The sequence below is a fragment of the Microbacterium sp. 1154 genome (assembly GCF_031455375.1).
Classification (GTDB): Bacteria; Actinomycetota; Actinomycetes; order Actinomycetales; family Microbacteriaceae; genus Microbacterium.
This window is the reverse complement of sequence record NZ_JAVDSN010000001.1, coordinates 1359330-1378992: the sequence shown is the minus strand read 5'-3', so window position 1 is coordinate 1378992 and position 19663 is coordinate 1359330. Positions and strand designations below refer to the sequence as shown.

Sequence of the window (19663 nt, the reverse complement as noted above, 5' to 3'; positions counted from 1 at the left end):
CGTAGTATTCAGTGGCGCCCGTGTGACGCTGGAGCCCGTACGGGCCCCCACACCGTGTTCGATCAGGGAGGACGACCGTGTCAGCACCAGCACGTGCCACGCCGTCGGTGAAAGAGACCACCTCGAAGAGGCCCCGCGGCACTCTCTACCGGGGCCGCGAGGGCATGTGGTCCTGGGTCCTGCACCGCATCACCGGTGTGGCGATCTTCTTCTTCCTGCTGGTGCACATCCTCGACACGGCGCTCATCCGCGTCTCCCCCGAGGCGTACGACGCCGTGATCGGCACCTACAAGAACCCGATCATGGGCCTCGGCGAGGTCGCCCTGGTGGGCGCGATCGCGTACCACGCCTTCAACGGCCTGCGCATCATCCTCGTGGACTTCTGGCCCTGGGCCACGCGTCACCAGCGTCAGCTGTGGTGGGGCGTGCTCGGCCTCTGGGTCGTCACGATGCTCGGCTTCACGCCGCGCCACCTGATCAACGTCTTCAGCGCCGTCACCGGGAGCCACTGATGTCCGTCGCCCAAGAAGCCGCCACCATCCCCGCTCCCCGCACGCCGAGCGTCCGCAAGAAGGGGTCCAACCTCGAGAAGTGGGGCTGGATCTACATGCGCGCCTCCGGCGTGCTGCTGATCGTCCTCATCTTCGGCCACCTCTTCGTCAACCTCATGACGGGCGAAGGCATCCACCAGATCGACTTCGCGTTCGTCGCGGGCAAGCTCGCCTCGCCGTTCTGGCAGTGGTGGGACGTCCTCATGCTGTGGCTGGCCCTCATCCACGGCGCGAACGGCATGCGCACCATCGTGAACGACTACGTCGGCAACGCCACCGTCCGCAAGGTCCTCATCGGGTCGCTGTGGGCCTCGGCCGGATTCCTCATCCTGCTCGGCACGCTCGTCGTCTTCACCTTCGACCCCTGCCTCGGCGTGACCGAGAGCAGCTCCCTGTGGGACGTGTGCCAGTCGGCCTGAGCCGGCGGCATCCCTTCTCTCCCCTGACAGCAGAGGTATTGCACACGTGAGCACTCAGACCGCTTCGGACTCGATCGTCAAGGACGGCGTCCACTACCACCAGTTCGACGTCGTGATCGTCGGCGCCGGCGGCGCCGGGATGCGCGCGGCCATCGAGGCCGGACCCGGCGCGAAGACCGCCGTCATCTCGAAGCTGTACCCGACCCGCTCGCACACCGGTGCGGCGCAGGGCGGCATGGCGGCGGCGCTCGCCAACGTCGAGGAAGACTCCTGGGAGTGGCACACCTTCGACACCATCAAGGGCGGCGATTACCTCGTCGACCAGGATGCCGCGGAGATCCTCGCCAAAGAGGCGATCGACGCCGTCATCGACCTCGAGAACATGGGCCTGCCGTTCAACCGCACGCCCGAGGGCAAGATCGACCAGCGCCGCTTCGGCGGCCACACGGCCGATCACGGCAAGACCCCCGTGCGCCGCGCGTGCTACGCCGCCGACCGCACGGGTCACATGATCCTGCAGACGCTGTTCCAGAACTGCGTCAAGCTCGGCATCAACTTCTTCAACGAGTTCTACGTGCTCGACCTCGTCACGGTGAAGGACGCCGCAGGCAAGACGCAGGTCGCCGGCGTCGTCGCCTACGACCTCGCGACCGGCGAGCTGCACGTCTTCCAGTCGAAGGCGGTCATCTTCGCCACCGGTGGTTTCGGGAAGATCTTCAAGACCACCTCGAACGCGCACACCCTCACCGGTGACGGCGTCGGCATCGTCTGGCGCAAGGGCCTGCCGCTCGAGGACATGGAGTTCTTCCAGTTCCACCCGACCGGCCTCGCCGGTCTCGGCATCCTGCTCACCGAGGGCGCCCGCGGCGAGGGAGCGATCCTGCGCAACGCGAGCGGTGAGCGCTTCATGGAGCGCTACGCCCCGACCATCAAGGACCTCGCGCCGCGCGACATCGTCGCCCGCTGCATGGTCCAGGAAGTGGCCGAGGGCCGCGGCGCGGGCCCCCACCGCGACTACGTGCTGCTGGACTGCACGCACCTGGGTGCCGAGGTCCTCGAGACCAAGCTCCCCGACATCACCGAGTTCGCCCGCACCTACCTGGGCGTCGACCCGGTCGTCGAGCCCGTCCCGGTCATGCCGACCGCGCACTACGCGATGGGCGGCATCCCCACCAACATCAAGGCCGAGGTGCTGGCCGACAACGACACCGTCGTCCCGGGGCTGTACGCCGCCGGCGAGTGCGCGTGCGTCTCGGTGCACGGCTCGAACCGTCTCGGCACCAACTCGCTGCTCGACATCAACGTCTTCGGCAAGCGCGCCGGCCGCAACGCCGTCGAGTACGTCAAGACCGCCGACTTCGTGCCGCTGCCCGAAGACCCCGCCGCCGAGGTCCGTGGCCTCATCGAGGGCCTCCGTGCCAACAGCGGCACCGAGCGCATCGCGGTGCTCCGCAAGACGCTGCAGGACGAGATGGACAAGGGCGCGCAGGTCTTCCGCACGCACGAGTCCCTCGCCCACGTCATGGACGTGATCGCCGACCTGCGCGAGCGCTACAAGAACATCCACGTCGACGACAAGGGCAAGCGCTTCAACACCGACCTCCTCGAGGCCGTCGAGCTGGGCTTCCTGCTCGACCTCGCCGAGGTCGTCGTGTACTCCGCGCAGAACCGCGAAGAGAGCCGCGGCGGTCACATGCGCGACGACTTCCCCACGCGCGACGACGAGAACTACATGCAGCACACCATGGCGTACCTGTCGGGCGACCCCCACTCGTCGCACCCGGCCGATCACATCGAACTCGGCTGGAAGCCCGTGGTGTTCACCAAGAACGAGGCCGGGGAGCTCCGCTACCCGCCCCTGGAGAGGAAGTACTGAGATGGCATCCACCGTCATCGAACAGGTCGACACCTCGGACGAGGTCGAGCAGACGCCGGAGGACACCGGCATCCAGTCGTTCCTCGTGACCTTCAACATCCGCCGCTTCGACCCCGAGGTCGACGACGAGCCGCGCTGGGTCGACTACGACGTGGAGCTGTACTCCACCGACCGCGTGCTCGACGCGCTGCACAAGATCAAGTGGGAGGTCGATGGTTCGCTGTCGTTCCGCCGCTCGTGCGCGCACGGCATCTGCGGCTCCGACGCGATGCGTATCAACGGCCGCAACCGCCTGGCCTGCAAGACGCTGATCAAGGATCTCGACATCTCGCAGCCGATCTACGTCGAGGCGATCAAGGGTCTGCCCCTCGAGAAGGACCTCATCGTCGACATGGAGCCGTTCTTCGCCTCCTACCGCGAGGTGCAGCCCTTCCTCATCTCGAACTCCAAGCCCGAGGCCGGCAAGGAGCGCGTGCAGTCGATCGTCGACCGCGAGGTCTTCGACGACACCACGAAGTGCATCCTGTGCGCCGCGTGCACCTCGTCGTGCCCCGTCTTCTGGACCGACGGCCAGTACTTCGGCCCCGCCGCGATCGTCAACGCGCACCGCTTCATCTTCGACTCGCGCGACGACGCCGGCGATGTGCGCCTCGACATCCTCAACGATAAAGAGGGCGTGTGGCGCTGCCGCACCACCTTCAACTGCACCGAGGCGTGCCCCCGCGGCATCGAGGTCACCAAGGCCATCGCCGAGGTCAAGCAGGCCGTCCTCCGCGGCGGTCGCTGACCCCTCCCCTCTCGAACGGCGGGTGCGCTTCGGCGCCCCGCCGTTCGGCGTTCCGGCGCGCCCGCGCGGCGCGAGCACGCTGCCCCTGAGGGGCCGAGAAGTGTCGCTGCGGTGCTCGCTCGGCGACACGTTCTGGCCCCTCACGCGCGGGAGGAGCACGGGATGCCGGCGGCCCGGCGCGACGCCGAGGCGGCGGCATCCGGTCATCTAGGCTTTCCCGGTGACCGAGAACCGCCACGACCCGCGGCCGCTGCCCGCGGTGCGCGACGACGACGCGTCGCTGCGCGACCGGCTCGAGGCGGCGCAGACGGCCGTGCGCGAGCGCCTCGATCAGCCCATCGCCCGCGCGGCGAAGATCGCGCAGTGGTTCCCGATCCGCGTGTGGCGGCACTTCCTGCAGCACAACGGCTTCCTGCTCGCCGCGGGCATGAGCTATCAGGGGCTGTTCGCGGTGTTCTCGGCGCTGTACCTCGCCTTCGCCGGCGTGGGGATCTGGCTCGGCGGCAGCAGGACCGCCGTCGACGGCCTCATCCGCATCGTCAACAGCTACATCCCCGGACTCATCAGCGACACCGGTCTGGTCTCGCGCGAACAGGTCGACGCCGCGACGCAGGAGAGCGGCCGACTGTTGACCATCACCGGCGCGGTGGCGGTCGTCGTGGTCGTCTGGACGACGATCGGCTTCGTCACCTTCACGCGGCGCGCCGTGCGCGACACCTTCGGCCTGCCGTTCGACACGCGCAACTACGTGATGCTCAAGGCCCGCGACTTCGTGGCGTCGGTGCTGTTCGGCATCTCGTTGCTCATCGGTGCACTGCTGGGGTCGATCACCACGGGAGCCGTCGACCTCGTGTTCGGTCTCATCGGTTGGGATCGCGAGACGCTCGGGTGGTCGGCGGGGGCCCGTGTCGTCTCGCTGCTCGTGGCGTTCGGGGTGAACACGGTGGCCCTTGCGTCGCTGTTCCGCTTCCTCACCGGGACCTCGCTCACGTGGCGCCGCACGTGGCCGGGGGCCGTCGTGGGCGCGGCCGGAATGGTCGTGCTGCAGATCGGCGCCGGCTTCCTCTTCGTCTACACCCCGTCGAACCCGTTGCTCTCGACGTTCACGGTCTTGATCGGGTTCTTGCTGTGGTTCCGGTTCATCGGGATCGTCATCCTCGTGTCGGCCGCCTGGATCGCGGTCGCCGCGGGTGACCGTGACGTTCCTCTGCGCTCCCCCGAAGACCGTCGTGCCATGGAGCAGGCCGCCCTGGTGATCGCCGCGCAGGTGGGGCTCCGCCAGGCGCAGAAGGCCCACGCCATGGCGCGGTGGCCCTTCCGGTGGCGCGCGAAGCGTCGCGTGATCGCGGCCGAGAAGACGCTCGCCCGCGCCGAGGCCGACGTCCCCGCCCCGCGGCGCACCTCGCTGATCCCCGACTGACCCGGCTCGGTTGCCGGCGTCCGAGCATCGAACCGGGTCGCGCGGCGAGGCGGATCCGGGGGCGAGGACGCGCGCGTCGGGCGGGACGACCGCGATGTCGGAGGCCTTCGTTAGGCTCGACGGGTGGCTCGTTCCGTACGCATCGTCTCCGTCAACGTCAATGGCATCCGTGCCGCCGTCCGCAAGGGCATGACCGAATGGCTCGACGCCTCGGGCGCCGACATCGTGGCCCTGCAAGAGGTGCGCGCGACCGCCGATCAGCTGGCCGAGGCGCTGCCCGGATGGCAGATCGTCAACGACGAGGCCCTGCAGAAGGGCCGCGCGGGCGTGGCGATCATCAGCCGCCTGCCGGGCGTCGAGACCCGCACGCACCTGGGTCCCGAGCCGCTCGACGCCTCCGGCCGATGGATCGAGACCGACTTCGACATCGACGGCGAGACCGTCACGATCGTCAGCGCCTACGTGCACAGCGGCGAGGTCGACACCCCCAAGCAGGATGCCAAGTGGCTGTTCCTCGATGCGATGGAACGCCGCCTCGTCGAGCTCAAGGCCGAGCGCGAGCTGGCGCTGGTGGTGGGCGACCTCAACGTCGGCCACCGCGAGCTCGACATCAAGAACTGGCGGGGCAACCGCAAGAACGCCGGCTTCCTCCCCCGCGAGCGCGCGTACTTCGACCGCTTCTTCGGGCCCGAGGGCGAGCAGGTCGAGGGTGTCGACGGTTCGACGGGCACGGGACTGGGCTGGATCGACGTCGGTCGCCGCACCGTCGGCGAGGTCGACGGGCCGTACACGTTCTGGTCGATGCGCGGCAAAGCCTTCGACACCGACAGCGGGTGGCGCATCGACTACCACGTCGCCACGCCCGCCCTGGCCGAGCGCGTCACGTCGTACACCGTCGAGCGTGCGCCCTCCTACGACACGCGCTGGAGCGACCACGCCCCCGTCATCGTCGACTACACGCTCGGGGCCTGAGGCCGGCCGAGGCGGGCGTCCGACGGCATCCCTCCCCGTCTCACCTCGGCGCAGGGGTCACTCCGGTGAACGCCCGGCCGCCCGACGCCTAGGATCGAGGGGTGACCCAGCAGCGCCTCTACTCCGGAATGCAGCCCTCCGCCGACAGCCTTCAGATCGGCAACTACATCGGGGCTCTCCTGCAGTGGCGCGACCTCCAGGACGAGTACGACGCCTTCTTCTCGGTCGTCGACCTGCACGCCCTGACGCAGCCCGGCGACCCCGCCGAGCGCCGCGAGAAGACCCGCCGCACCGCCGCCCAGTACATCGCCGCCGGCATCGAGCCCTCGCGCTCGACCCTGTACGTGCAGTCGCACGTGCCGGCGCACGCCGAGCTGCAGTGGGTGCTGTCCACCCTCACCGGTTTCGGCGAGGCCGGGCGCATGACGCAGTTCAAGGACAAGTCGGCGCGCTACGGCACGGATGCCACCAACGTCGGCCTCTTCACCTACCCGGTGCTGATGGCCGCGGACATCCTGCTGTACCAGACCGACGTCGTGCCGGTTGGCGACGACCAGAAGCAGCACATCGAGCTGACGCGTGACCTCGCCGAACGCTTCAACCAGCGCTTCGGCGAGACCTTCACGGTTCCCCAGCCCGTGATCCAGCGCGAGACCGCCCGCATCTACGACCTGCAGAACCCCACGTCGAAGATGTCGAAGTCGGCCGAGTCCGACGCAGGTGTGCTGTGGCTGCTCGACGACCCCAAGGTCAGTGCGAAGAAGATCATGCGCGCCGTCACCGACTCCGAGGGCGCGGTGCGCTTCGACCGCGACGAGAAGCCGGGCGTCTCGAACCTGCTGGTGATCTATTCGGCCCTGACCGGACGTAACATCACCTCGATCGAGGACGAGTACGCCGGTCGCGGGTACGGCGACTTCAAGAAGGGCCTCGCCGAGGTCGTCGTGAACGAGTTCGAGCCCGTGCGCACGCGCGCCCTCGAATTGCTCGACGACCCCGCCGAGCTCGACCGCGTGCTGGCGGTGAACGCCGGCAAGGCGGCATCCGTCGCCGAGAAGACCCTCACCGACGTGTACGACCGCATCGGCCTGCTCCGCCGCGGCTGACCCATCCCCTCCGACGCCCGCGCGACCTCTCGGCTCGTGCGGGCGTCGTCGTCTGCGCCGCCGGGGCGGGCGCATCGGAATCGGATAACCGCACCGGAATCGGATGCCGGGGCTCATGGCACCCGATTCCGACGCGTTTCTCCGACACCGAGGTGGGGCGAGACCCGTCCGCCGCCGCCGGTAGCGTGGCCGCATGGAACCGGAGATCCTTCGCACCGCCCGCCTCGAGCTGTCGGCGCCGCGCGTGAGCGACGTCGCCGTCATCCACGAAGAGTGCCAGGATGCCGCGATCCAGCGGTTCACGACGGTGCCGTCACCGTATCTGCTCGCCGATGCGGAATCATTCGTCGAGCTCGCGCACGGCTGGTGGGCCGAGGGGTCGGAGGCGACGTGGGCGATCCGGCTCGCGCAACGCCTCGTCGGGATGGTGGGCCTGGCCAAGCTGCCGAGCGGCGCCCCGGAGATCGGGTATTGGGTGTCGTCGAGCGTGCGGGGGCGCGGCATCGCGAGCGAAGCGGCTCGAGCCGTGGTCGACTGGGCCTTCTCCCCCGAGCGTCCGGAACTGGCCCGCATCGAGTGGCGCGCCGTCGTCGGCAACCTCGGGTCGGCGCGCGTCGCCCGCTCGCTCGGCTTCCGCTACGAGGGCCTGCTGCGGCAGGCGCACGTCAATTCGCTCGGCCGGTCGGACCTGTGGGTGGGCGGTCTGCTGCGCACCGACCGGCGCGACCGGCAGCCCTGGCCCGTGATCTAGGCCGGCCGCAAGGCCCGACCGGATGTCGGGGGTCGGTGGCACCATGGGCCCATGCCGGAGATGCCAGAGGTCGAAGGACTCGTCGAGTTCCTGCGGGGGCGACTCGCGGGGCTTCGCGTCGACAAAGCCACCGTGTCGGCCATCAACGCCCTCAAGACGTACGACCCGCCCCTGACCGATCTGGTCGGCGCCCAGGTGACGGCCGTCGAGCGGCACGGCAAGTTCGTCGACGTGGCGACCGACGGCGGCATCCACCTCGTCTTCCATCTCGCCAAGGCGGGCTGGCTGCGGTGGTTCGACGCGCTTCCCACGACGCTGATCAAACCCGGCAAGACACCGATCGCGCTGCGCGTGGGCTTCGACGACGGATCGGGCTTCGACCTCACCGAGGCGGGCACGAAGAAGTCGCTGGCCGTCTACGCGGTGACCGACCCTGCGGAGGTACCCGGCATCGCCCGGCTCGGCCCCGATCCGCTCGACGACGATTTCGGTCGCGCCGAGTTCGGCGCTCTCCTCCACGGGCGCCGTACGCAGATCAAGGGCGTGCTGCGCGATCAGTCGATCATCGCGGGAGTCGGCAACGCCTATTCCGATGAGATCCTGCACGCCGCCAAGATGTCGCCGTACGCCCTGGCGGCCAACCTCTCCGACGACGAGGTGGATCACCTCTTCGCGGCCATGACCACGACTCTCGCGGAGGCGATCGCCGCGGCACGGGGGAAGCCGCCCGCGGAGCTGAAGGACGCCAAGCGCCGTGGCATGCGCGTTCACGGCCGCCGGGGTGAGGCGTGCCCGGTGTGCGGTGACGAGGTGCGCAGCGTGTTCTTCGCCGACAACTCTCTCGAGTACTGCCCCACGTGTCAGACCGGCGGCAAGCTCTTGGCCGACCGACGCCTGTCGCGACTGCTGAAGTGAGGCACGGCGCCCGCGACGCAGGTCGCCCAAACGTCCCCGTATGACCGGGAATGAAACCGCGAGGGGCACGTTGAGTAGGATCAGAAGTGCAACAACGTGCTCCGGGGTCGGTGAGAATCCGAACCGGCGGTGACAGTCCGCGAACCCCTCCGCATCACGCGGTGGGGCCGATCCGGTGAAATTCCGGGACCGACGGTGATGCGACGGGTATCCGTCGCTAGTCCGGATAGGAGGCAGCACGGATGGCGCGACGCGCCTTCCCGCTAGCCCTGCCCCGATTCCGCGGGAAGGACAAGGAAATGGCATCCGCCGTCGAGATCGACGCCATGCGGCGAGCGCTGGAGCTCGCCCGGCGCGGCCCGCGCGGGCTGAACCCCCAGGTGGGTGCCGTCATCCTCTCCCCCGCCGGTGACATCCTCGCCGAGGGCTACCACCGGGGCGCCGGGACCGCGCACGCCGAGGTCGTCGCTCTGTCGCAGCTGTCTCCGGATGCCGCGCGCGGCGCCACCGCCGTCGTGACCCTCGAGCCCTGCAATCACACCGGTCGCACCGGGCCGTGTGCTCTCGCGCTCATCGAAGCCGGTATCGCTCGGGTCGTTTACGCCCTGGACGATCCCACCGACACCGCCGCGGGCGGCGCGGACCGCCTGCGTGCGGCGGGCGTCGACGTCGAACAGGGGCCCGAGGCCGATGCCGCCGAAGAGCTCGTCCAAGACTGGACCGCCCTGCAGCGCACCGGGCGTCCGCACGTGACGGTCAAGTGGGCGCAGAGCCTCGACGGCCGAGCCGCCGCCGACGACGGCACGAGTCAGTGGATCACCGGTCCCAGTGCCCGCCGCGACGTGCACGCGCGCCGTGCGCAGACGGACGCCATCGTGGCCGGCACCGGCACCGTACGCTCGGACGACCCCGCCCTGACGGCGCGGGCCGACGACGGTTCGCTGCTCGAGGGTCAGCCCGTGCCGGTGATCATCGGAGAGAGCGAGACCGCTTCGGATGCCGCCGTGCGCCGTCACCCGCGCGACCCCCTGTTCTATTCGACGCACGACCTGCACGCGGTGCTCGGAGACCTCGCCGAGCAGGGCGTGCAGCGCGTCTTCGTCGAGGGCGGCCCGACCCTCGCGAGCGCATTCGTGCGCGAGGGCCTCGCCGACGAACTGCTCGTCTACATCGCGCCCGTGCTGCTCGGGGGTTCGCGCCTCGCGCTCGGCGACGTGGGCGTGCCGAGCATCGATGCCGCCAAGCGCATGTCGGTGGCATCCGTCACCTCCCTCGGCGACGACCTCCTGATCGTCGCCCGCCCGGCCGTACCCGGGCCCCGAAGCCCCGAGACTGTGTCCGCGACCGCGGGCGAGAACGAAGGAGTGGCCTGATGTTCACCGGAATCGTCGAAGAGATCGGTGCCGTCACCGCCGTGGAGCCCTCGGGCGACGGCGTGCGGCTGACCTTGCGCGCCCCCCTGTCGGTATCGGACGCCGGCCACGGCGACTCGATCTCGGTCAGCGGCGTGTGTCTCACGGTCGTCGATCAGGGCGAGGATTGGTTCACCGCCGACGTCATGAGGCAGACCCTCGACATGTCGACTCTGGCCGGTGTCGCTCCGGGCCTGCCCGTCAACCTCGAGCGGGCCACCGCCGCCCACGGCCGCCTGGGCGGCCACATCGTGCAGGGGCACATCGACGGTACCGGCGTGGTCCGCGAGGTGCGGCCCGGCGCCCAGTGGAGCGTCGTGCGGGTCGGCATCCCGGCTCATCTCGCGCCTCTCGTCGTCGACAAGGGGTCCATCGCGATCGACGGCGTCTCGCTGACCGTGAGCGCCGTCAGCGACGCCGACGAGGTCGAACCCTGGCTCGAGGTGTCGCTCATCCCCGAGACCCTCGAGGCGACGACGCTCGGCCGTGCCGAGGCCGGCACCCCCGTCAACCTCGAGACCGACATCCTCGCGCGCCACGTCCAGCGCATGCTCGCCTTCCGTACAACCGAGAACCCCGCGGCCACCGCCGCAACGACCGAGAGGGGCTCCGCATGAGCCTGTCCCCCATCCCCGAGGCCCTGGAGGCCCTTCGCCAGGGTCGCCCGATCCTGGTCGCCGATGACGAGAACCGCGAGAACGAGGGGGACGTCATCCTCTCGGCGCAGCTCGCGACCCCCGAGGCCCTCGCCTGGACCGTCCGGTGGTCGAGCGGCTACGTGTGCGCGCCGATGCCCGCCGAGTGGGCCGACCGCCTCGACCTGCCGCCGATGGTCGCGGTGAACGAGGACGCCCGCGGCACCGCGTACACGGTGAGCGTCGACGCCGCCACCGGTGTGACCACCGGCATCAGCGCCGCCGACCGCGCGCGCACGCTGAACGTGCTGGCCGATCCCGACTCGGTCCCCACCAGCGTCATCCGCCCCGGTCACGTCCTTCCGCTGCGGGCCGTCGACGGAGGCGTCCGCGAACGCGCCGGTCACACCGAGGCCGCGGTCGACCTGATGCGCCTCGCGGGCCTCGAGCCCGTCGGCGCGATCGCCGAGGTCGTCGCGGAAGACGGCAGCATGATGCGGCTGCCCGGCCTGTTCGAACTGGGCGAGCGCGACGGCATCCCGGTCATCACCATCGAGCAGCTCATCGGCTATCTGAACGAGACCGACCCACTGCCGACCACCGCCCCCGCGCGCCGCCGCGTGAGCCTGCGGGCCGAGTCGAACGTGCCGACCTCGCACGGAACGTTCCGCTTCCTCGCCTACAAGGATCGCGTCACCGGTACCGACCACCTCGCCGTGGTCTCGGGCGACCTCACCGAGAAGGCGCCGCTCGTGCGCGTGCACTCGGAGTGCCTGACCGGCGAGGCGTTCGGTTCGCTCAAGTGCGAGTGCGGCCCCCAGCTCGACGCGGCGCTCGACACGATCGACCGCGACGGCGGCATCGTGATCTACATGCGCGGTCACGAGGGTCGCGGCATCGGCCTGATCAACAAGCTGCGCGCGTACAACCTGCAGGAGCGCGGCCTCGACACCGTCGACGCCAACCTCGCCCTCGGCCTGCCCGCCGATGCGCGCGACTACGCCGCGGCCGCCGGCATCCTGGCCGACCTCGGGGTCGAGAAGGTGCGCCTGCTCACCAACAACACCGACAAGGTCGCGCAGCTGCGCGGCTTCGGTCTCGACGTCATCGAGCAGGTTCCCCTGCTCGTGGGCGTGGGGCCCAACAACCACCAGTACCTCGAGACGAAGCGCGACCGCATGGGCCACATCATCGCCGAGGACGACCTGCGCGACGCCCTCGCGCACATGAAGGAAGAGAGCGCCTGATGGCCGGTAGTGGAGCACCCGAGACCGGCGGCGTCGACGCGTCGGGTCTGAACGTCGTCGTCATCGCCGGCACCTGGCACGACGTCATCACCGACGGCCTCATCGCGGGAGCGAAGCGCGTGCTCGACGCCACCGGCGCGACGTACCGCGTCGTGCGGGTCCCCGGCTCGTTCGAGCTGCCCGTGGCCGCCCGTGCGGCCTTCGAGGGCGGGGCGGATGCCGTGGTCGCCCTGGGCGTGATCATCCGGGGCGGGACGCCGCACTTCGAGTTCGTCTCGTCGGCGGCGACCGACGGCCTCACGCGCGTCGCCCTCGACGCGGGCAAGCCCGTGGGGTTCGGCGTCCTCACCCTCGACGACGAGCAGCAGGGTCTGGATCGGGCCGGCCTCGAGGGCTCGAAGGAAGACAAGGGCGAAGAGGCGGCCGATGCCGCCATCCGCACGGCCCTGGTGCTGCGCGACCTGCGCGGCTGAACCCCCGTCGCCCGCGGGCCCGGTGATCGTCATGGTCGCCGGGCCCGTCGTCGTTCTGACGAGGGCACTGATCGACCCGGCTCCGGGTGAGGCCCGCCTTCCTGGCGTGCGCCCCCGGGCCTGCCTACCCTGACCGGTATGGAGATCCTGCGCAGCGTCGTCGTCCTCGTCCACCTCGTCGGGTTCGCCATCCTGTTCGGCGCCTGGGTCGTCGAGGCCGCGGCCCGCCGCGTTCGCGTGACGCCGTTGATGAGCTACGCGCTCGTCATCTCGCTGGTCACCGGTCTGGCCCTGTCGGCGCCGTGGGGCCTCGACCATGACCTCAACTACGCCAAGATCGGCATCAAGCTCGTCGTGCTGATCGTCATCGGCGCGCTGTTGGGCATCGGCTCGGCCCGTCAGAAGCGCACGGGCACCCTTCCCGCCGCGATCTTCTGGCCCATCGGCATCCTGGCTCTGCTCAACGCCGGTCTCGCGGTCGTCTGGCACTGACGGCAGAGCCAGCGCCGTCCGGCGGCCGCTCAGCGCGCGCATAGACTGGAGGGTCTAGACGCCCCTCACTCGGGGACGTTCCCGGTGCTCCTTCGCGCACCCGCTCACACCCACCCCCGTGATCGCGGCGCGCCACCGCTGCGCCCCATCCCGGACGCGATTGATCGACCTTCTCGTCAGGCAGTCATGACCACCTCTTCTCCCTCCACCCGATCGGCCGCAGCGCCCGCGAACCCCCGTTCGCGCGTCATCACCGCGAGCCTCATCGGCACCACGATCGAGTTCTACGACTTCTACGCGTACGCCACGGCCGCGGTCCTCGTCTTCCCGATCCTCTTCTTCCCGACCGGCAACGAGACCACCTCGCTGCTGCTGTCGTTCAGCGTCTTCGGCGCCGCCATGGTCGCGCGCCCCCTCGGCGCGATCGTCTTCGGCCACTTCGGTGACCGCTTCGGCCGCAAGGCGACCCTCGTGGCCTCTCTGCTCACGATGGGTGTCGCCACCTTCCTGATCGGCTGCCTGCCCACCTTCAACGAGATCGGCGTCTGGGCGGCCGTGCTGCTGCTGGTCATGCGTCTCGCGCAGGGATTCGCTCTGGGTGGCGAGTGGTCGGGCGCGGCCCTGGTCGCGACCGAGAACGCCCCCAAGGGCAAGCGCGCGCTGTTCGGCACGTTCCCCCAGCTGGGCGCCCCGATCGGCTTCATCATCGCCAACACGGTGTTCCTCGTCATCAACTTCGCGCTGCCGCACCCCGACGGCACGGCGCAGCGGTCGGTGGAGTTCCTCACCTGGGGCTGGCGCGTGCCGTTCCTGTTCTCGGCGGTGATGGTCATCGTGGGCCTCTACGTGCGCCTCAAGCTCGTCGAGAGCGAGTCGTTCGCCAAGGCCGAGAAGAGCGGCGCGATCCGCAAGTTCCCGCTCGGCGAGGTCATCCGCCGCAATTGGAAGCAGCTGATCCTCGGCACGTTCATCATGCTGGCCACCTACGTGCTCTTCTACCTGATGACGAGCTTCACCCTGTCGTACGGCACCAAGCCCACCGCCGAGGGCGCGGCCGCCGCGGCCGAGAAGGCCGGCACCGCATTCAACGCCGCCACCTACGTTCCCGGCCTCGGCTTCGGCTACACCGACTTCGTCATCATGCAGATCATCGGTGTCGTGTTCTTCGGCGTCTTCACGATGCTCTCCGGCCCGGTGGCCGACGCGATCGGTCGCAAGCGACTGCTGATCGGCGTGACGATCGGCATCATCGTCTTCGGTCTGCTGTTCTCGGTGTTCCTCCTGCCCGCCGCCGATGCGAAGTTCACGGGCGCCCTCGTGCAGGCGTTCCTCGTCTTCGGGTTCCTGCTCATGGGTGCGACGTTCGGCCCGATGGGCGCGGTCCTGCCGGAGCTGTTCCCGACCAACACCCGCTACACCGGCTCGGCGATCTCGTACAACGTCTCGTCGATCCTCGGCGCGGCCCTCGCGCCGATCGTCGCGGTCGCGCTGTGGGCGGCCGGCAACGGCAACCCGTGGTTGGTGGGCCTGTACCTCTCGGCTATGGGCGTGCTGACCCTGGTCGCGCTCGTGCTCTCGCCCGAGACGAAGGACGTCGACTACGACGACAACATCGCCGCCGGAGCGATCGCGCCGTAACGCGTCCAACGTCGACACACCGGATGCCACGGGGCCTGTGCCTCGTGGCATCCGGTGTTCTGTTCACCGGCGAGGAACGCGACAGGCGGGGTCGCCGGCGCGGGGTACGGTCGAAGCACCCCATTTTCTTCCCGAGGTGAGCATGTCCGTTCCCGCTCCCGCGCGCGGTCGGCGCGGCCGCCGTGTGCCCGAGGGCCCGCGCGCGTCGTTCCGTCAGCTGCTGCCCTTCCTTCTCGAGCACAAGCGCACGCTCGTCGTCGTCGGGGTGCTGAGCGTCCTCGGCGCCGCCGCCACCCTCGCGCAGCCGTTGCTCGTGGGCCAGGTCATCTCGCGCGTGCAGGACGCCGTCCCCCTCGGGTCCCTGGTCTGGCTGCTGGTCGCGTTCGTCGTGCTGTCGTCGGTCATCTCCGGTTTCCAGCACTACCTGCTGCAGCGCACCGGCGCCGCGGTCGTGTTCTCGAGCCGCCGGCGCCTGATCGGGCGCATCCTGCGCCTGCCCATCAGCGAGTTCGACGCCCGACGGACCGGCGACCTGGTCTCGCGCGTGGGCACCGACACGACCCTGCTGTACGCCGTCCTCACGCAGGGGTTCGCGGATGCCGTGGGCAACGCGCTCATCCTCGTCGGCGCGGTCATCGCGATGGCCTTCATCGACCCGCTGCTGCTCGTGCTCATCGTGGCGGTCGTGGGCATCTCGCTCGCGGTGGTCGTGCTGCTGAGCACACGCATCCGCGCGGCATCCGCCGTTCAGCAGGCCAAGGTAGGCGAGCTGTCGTCGGGTGTCGAGCGCGCGGTGGGCTCGATCCGCACCATCCGCGCCTCGGGTGCTACCGACCGCGAGATCGCCGCCGTCACCGAGAACGCCACCGCGGCGTACGCCGCCGGCGTGCGCATCGCCCGCGTCTCGGCACTGATCGTCCCGATCGCCTTCGTCGCCCTGCAGGTGTCGCTGCTGGTCGTGCTCGGCGTCGGCGGGTACCGCGTGGCATCCGGGGCCATCGACGTCGCGTCCCTCGTCACCTTCGTGATCTTCCTGTTCCTGCTCGTGCAGCCGCTCGCCTCGGCGATCGGGGCCATCACCTCGGTCAACCAAGCGCTCGGCGCGCTCGGTCGCATTCAGGAGGTGCTCGACCTCCCCCTCGAAGACGACGACGACCGCCCCTCGACGGTGGCCCCGGTGACGGATGCCGCGGCCATCGAGTTCCGCGACGTGCGCTTCCGCTACCCCGATCACGTCGTGAAGGCGCGCGAGACCGCAACGAGAGAAGCGCGCTCCGTGCTCGCCGAAGTGCACCTGGATGCGAGCGGAGCGGAGCCGGAGAGCGACCACGAAGTGCTGCGGGGGGTGTCGTTCACCGTCCCGCGCGGAGCGCGCGTGGCGCTCGTCGGCCCCTCGGGTGCGGGCAAGAGCACGATCCTGTCCCTCGTCGAGCGCTTCTACGACCCGACGAGCGGCGCGATCCTCGTCGACGGAACCGACGCCCGCGATCTCGCCCGCACCGATCTGCGCGCCCGCTTCGGGTACGTCGAGCAGGACGCCCCGACCCTCGCCGGCACGATCGCCGACAACCTCCGCCTCGCCTCGCCGGACGCGACCGATGCCGACTGCGAACGAGTCCTTCGCGCGGTGAACCTCGGCGACGTGATCGAGCGCGATGCCCTCGGCATCCATGCCCCCGTGGGCGAGGACGGCGTGATGCTCTCGGGCGGCGAGCGCCAGCGCCTCGCCATCGCGCGCGCCCTGCTGGCCGCTCCCCCGGTGCTCCTGCTCGATGAGTCGACCTCGTCGCTCGACGGCGTCAACGAGCAGCGCATGCGCGAGGCGATCGACGCCGTGGCGACCGACCGCACGTTGCTCGTCATCGCGCACCGCCTGTCGACCGTCGTGGACAGCGACCTGATCGTCGTCCTCGAGGACGGCCGGGTGGTGGGCCAGGGCACGCACAGCGAGCTGGTGGCATCCACTCCGCTGTATCGCGACCTCGCGAAGCATCAGCTGCTGGTCTGAACGACGGCGCGTGCCCACGGAGCACACCGATCACTCGCCCGCGAGAGCGTCGATGGGCGACACCGCGGTGGCCAGGCGCGTGGGCGTGACGGCGGCGACGGCGGTGAGCAGCGCCGTGGCCAGTGCCACGATCGCAACGGTCGCCCAGGGGATGCTCGGCAGCACGAGGGTGGGCGACGAGAACAGCGGCGGCACGCCGATCGAGCCGAGCAGCGACTGCGCCCCGGCCCAGCCGTAGACCACGCCGAGCACGAGACCGAGCGCGACCGAGGTCACGGTGAGGTGCGCCGCCTCGATCAGGACCATCCTGCGGATCTGCGGAGCGGCGAAGCCCAGGGTGCGCAACAGGCCGAGTTCCCGGCGCCGTTGGATCACCCCGAGGGTGAGCAGGTTCACCAGGCCGACCGCAGCGATCACGGCCGACACCGCCACGAGCGACATCATGATCGCGGCGAAGGTGTCCATCAGCGACAGCAGTTCCTCCGGCGGTTCGCCGCCGCCCGAGGTGATGAGCACCTGGCGGGCCGACTGCGAGGCGACCGCGAACATCGTCACGAGGGTGACGCCCATCACGACCCCGATCGCCATGCGGCTCGACCGCTCCGGGTAGCGCAAGGCGTTCTCGGCCGCCAATCGCGCCTCGGCGGAACGCCCGAACAACCGCCCGGTCACCCGCAGGAGGGGCGGCATGATCACCGTCGCGCCGAGGCTCAGCCCCGTGAAAGAGAAGATGCCGCCCACGAACGCCACCACCACGCCGAGGGGGGACAGCAGGCCCAGGCCGATCCCCGCCGCGAGCACCAGGGAGCCGCCGAGAAAGAGGATGCCGGCGGCGATGCGACGACCGCGACCGCCGACGGCCTCGCTCCGATTGCGTTCGGTCGCCCCGGAGATCGCCTGCAGGGGGGTCACCTCGAGAACCCGTCGCGAGCCCGCCCAGGCCGCGGCCCACGTCGTGAGCGTCACGATCACCGCGGGAGCGGCCAGCGTCGGCTGGACGAGCGCGTAGTCCACGTCGATCCCCCACACGGTACGCGCGACCGGCAGCAGCACGGCCGCGGCCGCGGTACCGCCGACCAGCCCGATGGCGGCGCCGACGGCTCCTACGACGAGCCCCTGACGAGCGACGCGCGCCCGCTCCGATCGGGCGGAGGCCCCGATCAGGCGCATCAGAGCGATCTGCCGCGTCCGCCCCGCGACGATGGTCGCGAAGGTGTTGGTGGTCACGATCGCCGCGACGAACATCGCCACACCCACCAGCAGCGCGCTGAGGATCGCCACGACCGCGACGACGCTCTCGCGGCCCGCCAGGTAGGGCGCGGCCAGCAGCCACGCGCCGATGAATCCCGTCGCGGCGATCAGCAGCGTGCCGAAGCCGCTCGAGATCGCGGCCACGAGCACCGATGCCCCGAGGCCGCGTTCCCCGCGCGGCAGGCGGCGGGGGCGGCGCGACACCCCGACCGGGCGTTCGGCGACGGCGCTCACGCCCCGACCTCGGACGAGAGCATGTAGGCCGAGATCGCCTCCGCGCTCTGGCGCGGGGTGTCGGCCACGACGCGGCCGTCACCGAGGAAGATCACCCGGTCGGCGTGCGAGGCGGCGACGGGATCATGCGTCACCATCGCGATCGACTGCCCGTGCTCCCGGCTCGCCGTGGCCAGCAGCCCGAGCACCTCGCGGCCGGTGCGGGAGTCGAGGTTGCCGGTGGGCTCGTCGGCGAAGATCAGATCGGGTCGGGTCGCCAACGCCCGGGCGATCGCGACGCGCTGCTGCTGGCCCCCGGAGAGTTCGTGCGGGCGGTGACGCAGGCGTCCGCCGAGCCCCATCGACTCGACGAGGGCGTCGATGCGCCGTCGAGCCTCGGGCGAGGGCGACCGGCCGGCCAACTCGAACGGCAGCGTGATGTTGCCGAGCACGTCGAGGGTCGGGACGAGATTGAACGACTGGAAGACGAACCCGACGCGCGAGCGACGAAGCACGGTCAACTCGAGGTCGCTGAGTCCGGTGATCTCGGTGTCGCCGATGAACACGCGACCCGAGGTCGCGGCATCCAGTCCCGCCATCACGTGCATGAGGGTGGACTTGCCCGAACCGGACGGGCCCATGATCGCGGTGAACTCGCCCCGTCGGAGCCCGATGGTGACGTCGTCCAACGCGTGGACACGCGATTCGCCGGCCCCGAAGGTCTTGGTGAGGTTCTGGACCCGCGCGGCCATCGGCGCGGGGTCGGAGGGAAGCTGCTGCATGCCTCCGACGCTACGAACCACGCCGGCCGGCGTCATCGGCCTCACGTCGCCCCGTCGTACATCTCGAGGATGACGCGGCGCCGGCTGCCGCGGGGATACGTCTCGCGAGGGATGGCGGATCATCCCCGGGGACGACGACCCCGAGACCCCCGCTCGGTCACGATCGACCCATGACATCGCACCGCACCTCACCGCTCCTGCTCGCCCTCGCCGTCGCCGCGGGCGGAGCCCTCTCCCTCTCGTTGGCCGGGTGCACCGGCATCCAGCAGGCCCTCTCGCAGGAGGTCACGGCGGAGTACACCGACGCGGCCGACGTCGCCGCGCGGGCCGCCACCCCCGTGCCCTGGCTGCCCGCCGACGCGACCGCGATCGTCCTGAAGACCAAGCGCGACGGCGAGGTCGCCACGGCGATGACCCGGAGCGGCTCCGCGCTCGACCCGAAGACCTGCGTCGAGGTGGAGCGGCAGTCCGCCCCGACCGTGCACCTCGACGACGCGCCCGACGTCTACGCGAAGGGGCGCGTGTTCGCGTGCGGGGCGTGGTCGGTGATCGCGACGGACACCGGCTGGTACGGCTGGACGCCGAACAGTCCCGGCGAGAAGGAGCAGTCGCCGAGCGGCTCCTGAGCGCACGCGCACCGACGCCCCTCCCGCGCGCCAAGAACGGGAGGGGCGTCGATTCGAGGGCTCACCCGTCCGCACGAGGCGGGCGCGGG

General features: G+C 70.3%; 19 protein-coding genes. 17 read left to right on the top strand and 2 right to left on the bottom strand.

Features of this window, described 5'->3' with window-relative positions; all coding sequences use genetic code 11:
* The first annotated feature begins 77 nt into the window (after positions 1-77).
* The 16 genes from sdhC to J2X55_RS06295 all read left to right on the top strand — a co-directional run bounded on the left by sdhC (position 78) and on the right by J2X55_RS06295 (position 16702).
* Positions 78-512, top strand: coding sequence for a succinate dehydrogenase, cytochrome b556 subunit (sdhC, locus tag J2X55_RS06370; protein WP_013583715.1), 435 nt, complete (start codon positions 78-80; stop codon positions 510-512).
* A complete protein-coding gene (locus J2X55_RS06365; protein WP_115915707.1) occupies positions 512-970 on the top strand; it encodes a succinate dehydrogenase hydrophobic membrane anchor subunit in 459 nt (152 codons plus the stop codon). Before sdhC ends, J2X55_RS06365 begins: the two co-directional genes overlap by 1 nt.
* 46 nt (positions 971-1016) lie before the next feature.
* On the top strand, positions 1017-2846 hold the full coding sequence (gene sdhA, locus J2X55_RS06360; RefSeq protein WP_115915708.1) for a succinate dehydrogenase flavoprotein subunit: 1830 nt from the start codon (positions 1017-1019) through the stop codon (positions 2844-2846).
* Between the two features lies 1 nt (position 2847).
* The gene (locus J2X55_RS06355) at positions 2848-3633 is read left to right on the top strand and encodes a succinate dehydrogenase iron-sulfur subunit (protein WP_115915709.1); all 786 of its coding nucleotides are present in this window, start codon (positions 2848-2850) and stop codon (positions 3631-3633) included.
* A gap of 220 nt (positions 3634-3853) precedes the next feature.
* Positions 3854-5053 carry a YihY/virulence factor BrkB family protein gene (locus J2X55_RS06350; RefSeq protein ID WP_309822450.1) on the top strand — a complete coding sequence of 400 codons (1200 nt, stop codon included), beginning with the start codon at positions 3854-3856 and terminating at the stop codon, positions 5051-5053.
* Positions 5054-5176: 123 nt separating this feature from the next.
* Positions 5177-6025, top strand: coding sequence for an exodeoxyribonuclease III (locus J2X55_RS06345; RefSeq protein WP_309822449.1), 849 nt, complete (start codon positions 5177-5179; stop codon positions 6023-6025).
* 101 nt (positions 6026-6126) lie between these two features.
* Complete coding sequence (trpS, locus tag J2X55_RS06340; protein ID WP_115915711.1) at positions 6127-7131, top strand: tryptophan--tRNA ligase; 1005 nt, start codon at positions 6127-6129, stop codon at positions 7129-7131.
* A gap of 193 nt (positions 7132-7324) precedes the next feature.
* Positions 7325-7882, top strand: a complete 558-nt coding sequence (locus J2X55_RS06335; protein WP_309822447.1) for a GNAT family N-acetyltransferase — start codon at positions 7325-7327, stop codon at positions 7880-7882.
* A 51-nt stretch (positions 7883-7933) separates the two neighbouring features.
* The gene (locus J2X55_RS06330) at positions 7934-8797 is read left to right on the top strand and encodes a DNA-formamidopyrimidine glycosylase family protein (protein WP_309822445.1); all 864 of its coding nucleotides are present in this window, start codon (positions 7934-7936) and stop codon (positions 8795-8797) included.
* A 299-nt stretch (positions 8798-9096) separates the two neighbouring features.
* Positions 9097-10170, top strand: coding sequence for a bifunctional diaminohydroxyphosphoribosylaminopyrimidine deaminase/5-amino-6-(5-phosphoribosylamino)uracil reductase RibD (gene ribD / locus J2X55_RS06325; RefSeq protein ID WP_309822443.1), 1074 nt, complete (start codon positions 9097-9099; stop codon positions 10168-10170).
* Positions 10170-10826 (top strand): riboflavin synthase, encoded by a 657-nt coding sequence (locus tag J2X55_RS06320; protein WP_309822440.1) that lies wholly within the window; start codon positions 10170-10172, stop codon positions 10824-10826. Before ribD ends, J2X55_RS06320 begins: the two co-directional genes overlap by 1 nt.
* Entirely contained in the window at positions 10823-12091 is a 1269-nt protein-coding gene (gene ribA, locus J2X55_RS06315; RefSeq protein WP_115915716.1) for a GTP cyclohydrolase II, read from the top strand. Before J2X55_RS06320 ends, ribA begins: the two co-directional genes overlap by 4 nt.
* Entirely contained in the window at positions 12091-12564 is a 474-nt protein-coding gene (ribH, locus tag J2X55_RS06310) for a 6,7-dimethyl-8-ribityllumazine synthase (RefSeq protein ID WP_103206567.1), read from the top strand. Before ribA ends, ribH begins: the two co-directional genes overlap by 1 nt.
* Before the next feature lie 138 nt (positions 12565-12702).
* Positions 12703-13056, top strand: a complete 354-nt coding sequence (locus tag J2X55_RS06305) for a Fe-S protein (RefSeq protein WP_115915718.1) — start codon at positions 12703-12705, stop codon at positions 13054-13056.
* Between the two features lie 186 nt (positions 13057-13242).
* Positions 13243-14694, top strand: a complete 1452-nt coding sequence (locus J2X55_RS06300; protein WP_309822439.1) for an MFS transporter — start codon at positions 13243-13245, stop codon at positions 14692-14694.
* 142 nt (positions 14695-14836) lie between these two features.
* Positions 14837-16702, top strand: a complete 1866-nt coding sequence (locus J2X55_RS06295; RefSeq protein ID WP_309822437.1) for an ABC transporter ATP-binding protein — start codon at positions 14837-14839, stop codon at positions 16700-16702.
* 30 nt (positions 16703-16732) lie between these two features.
* Here the strand turns inward: J2X55_RS06295 and J2X55_RS06290 are convergent, their stop codons facing one another.
* Together J2X55_RS06290 and J2X55_RS06285 are read right to left on the bottom strand one after the other, a co-directional pair.
* Positions 16733-18187 carry an ABC transporter permease gene (locus J2X55_RS06290; RefSeq protein WP_115915721.1) on the bottom strand — a complete coding sequence of 485 codons (1455 nt, stop codon included), beginning with the start codon at positions 18185-18187 and terminating at the stop codon, positions 16733-16735.
* Entirely contained in the window at positions 18184-18948 is a 765-nt protein-coding gene (locus J2X55_RS06285; protein ID WP_181906337.1) for an ABC transporter ATP-binding protein, read from the bottom strand. Before J2X55_RS06285 ends, J2X55_RS06290 begins: the two co-directional genes overlap by 4 nt.
* A 170-nt stretch (positions 18949-19118) precedes the next feature.
* Between J2X55_RS06285 and J2X55_RS06280 the strand changes: the two genes are divergently transcribed.
* Positions 19119-19574, top strand: a complete 456-nt coding sequence (locus J2X55_RS06280; protein WP_309822435.1) for a hypothetical protein — start codon at positions 19119-19121, stop codon at positions 19572-19574.
* Positions 19575-19663 lie beyond the last annotated feature (89 nt).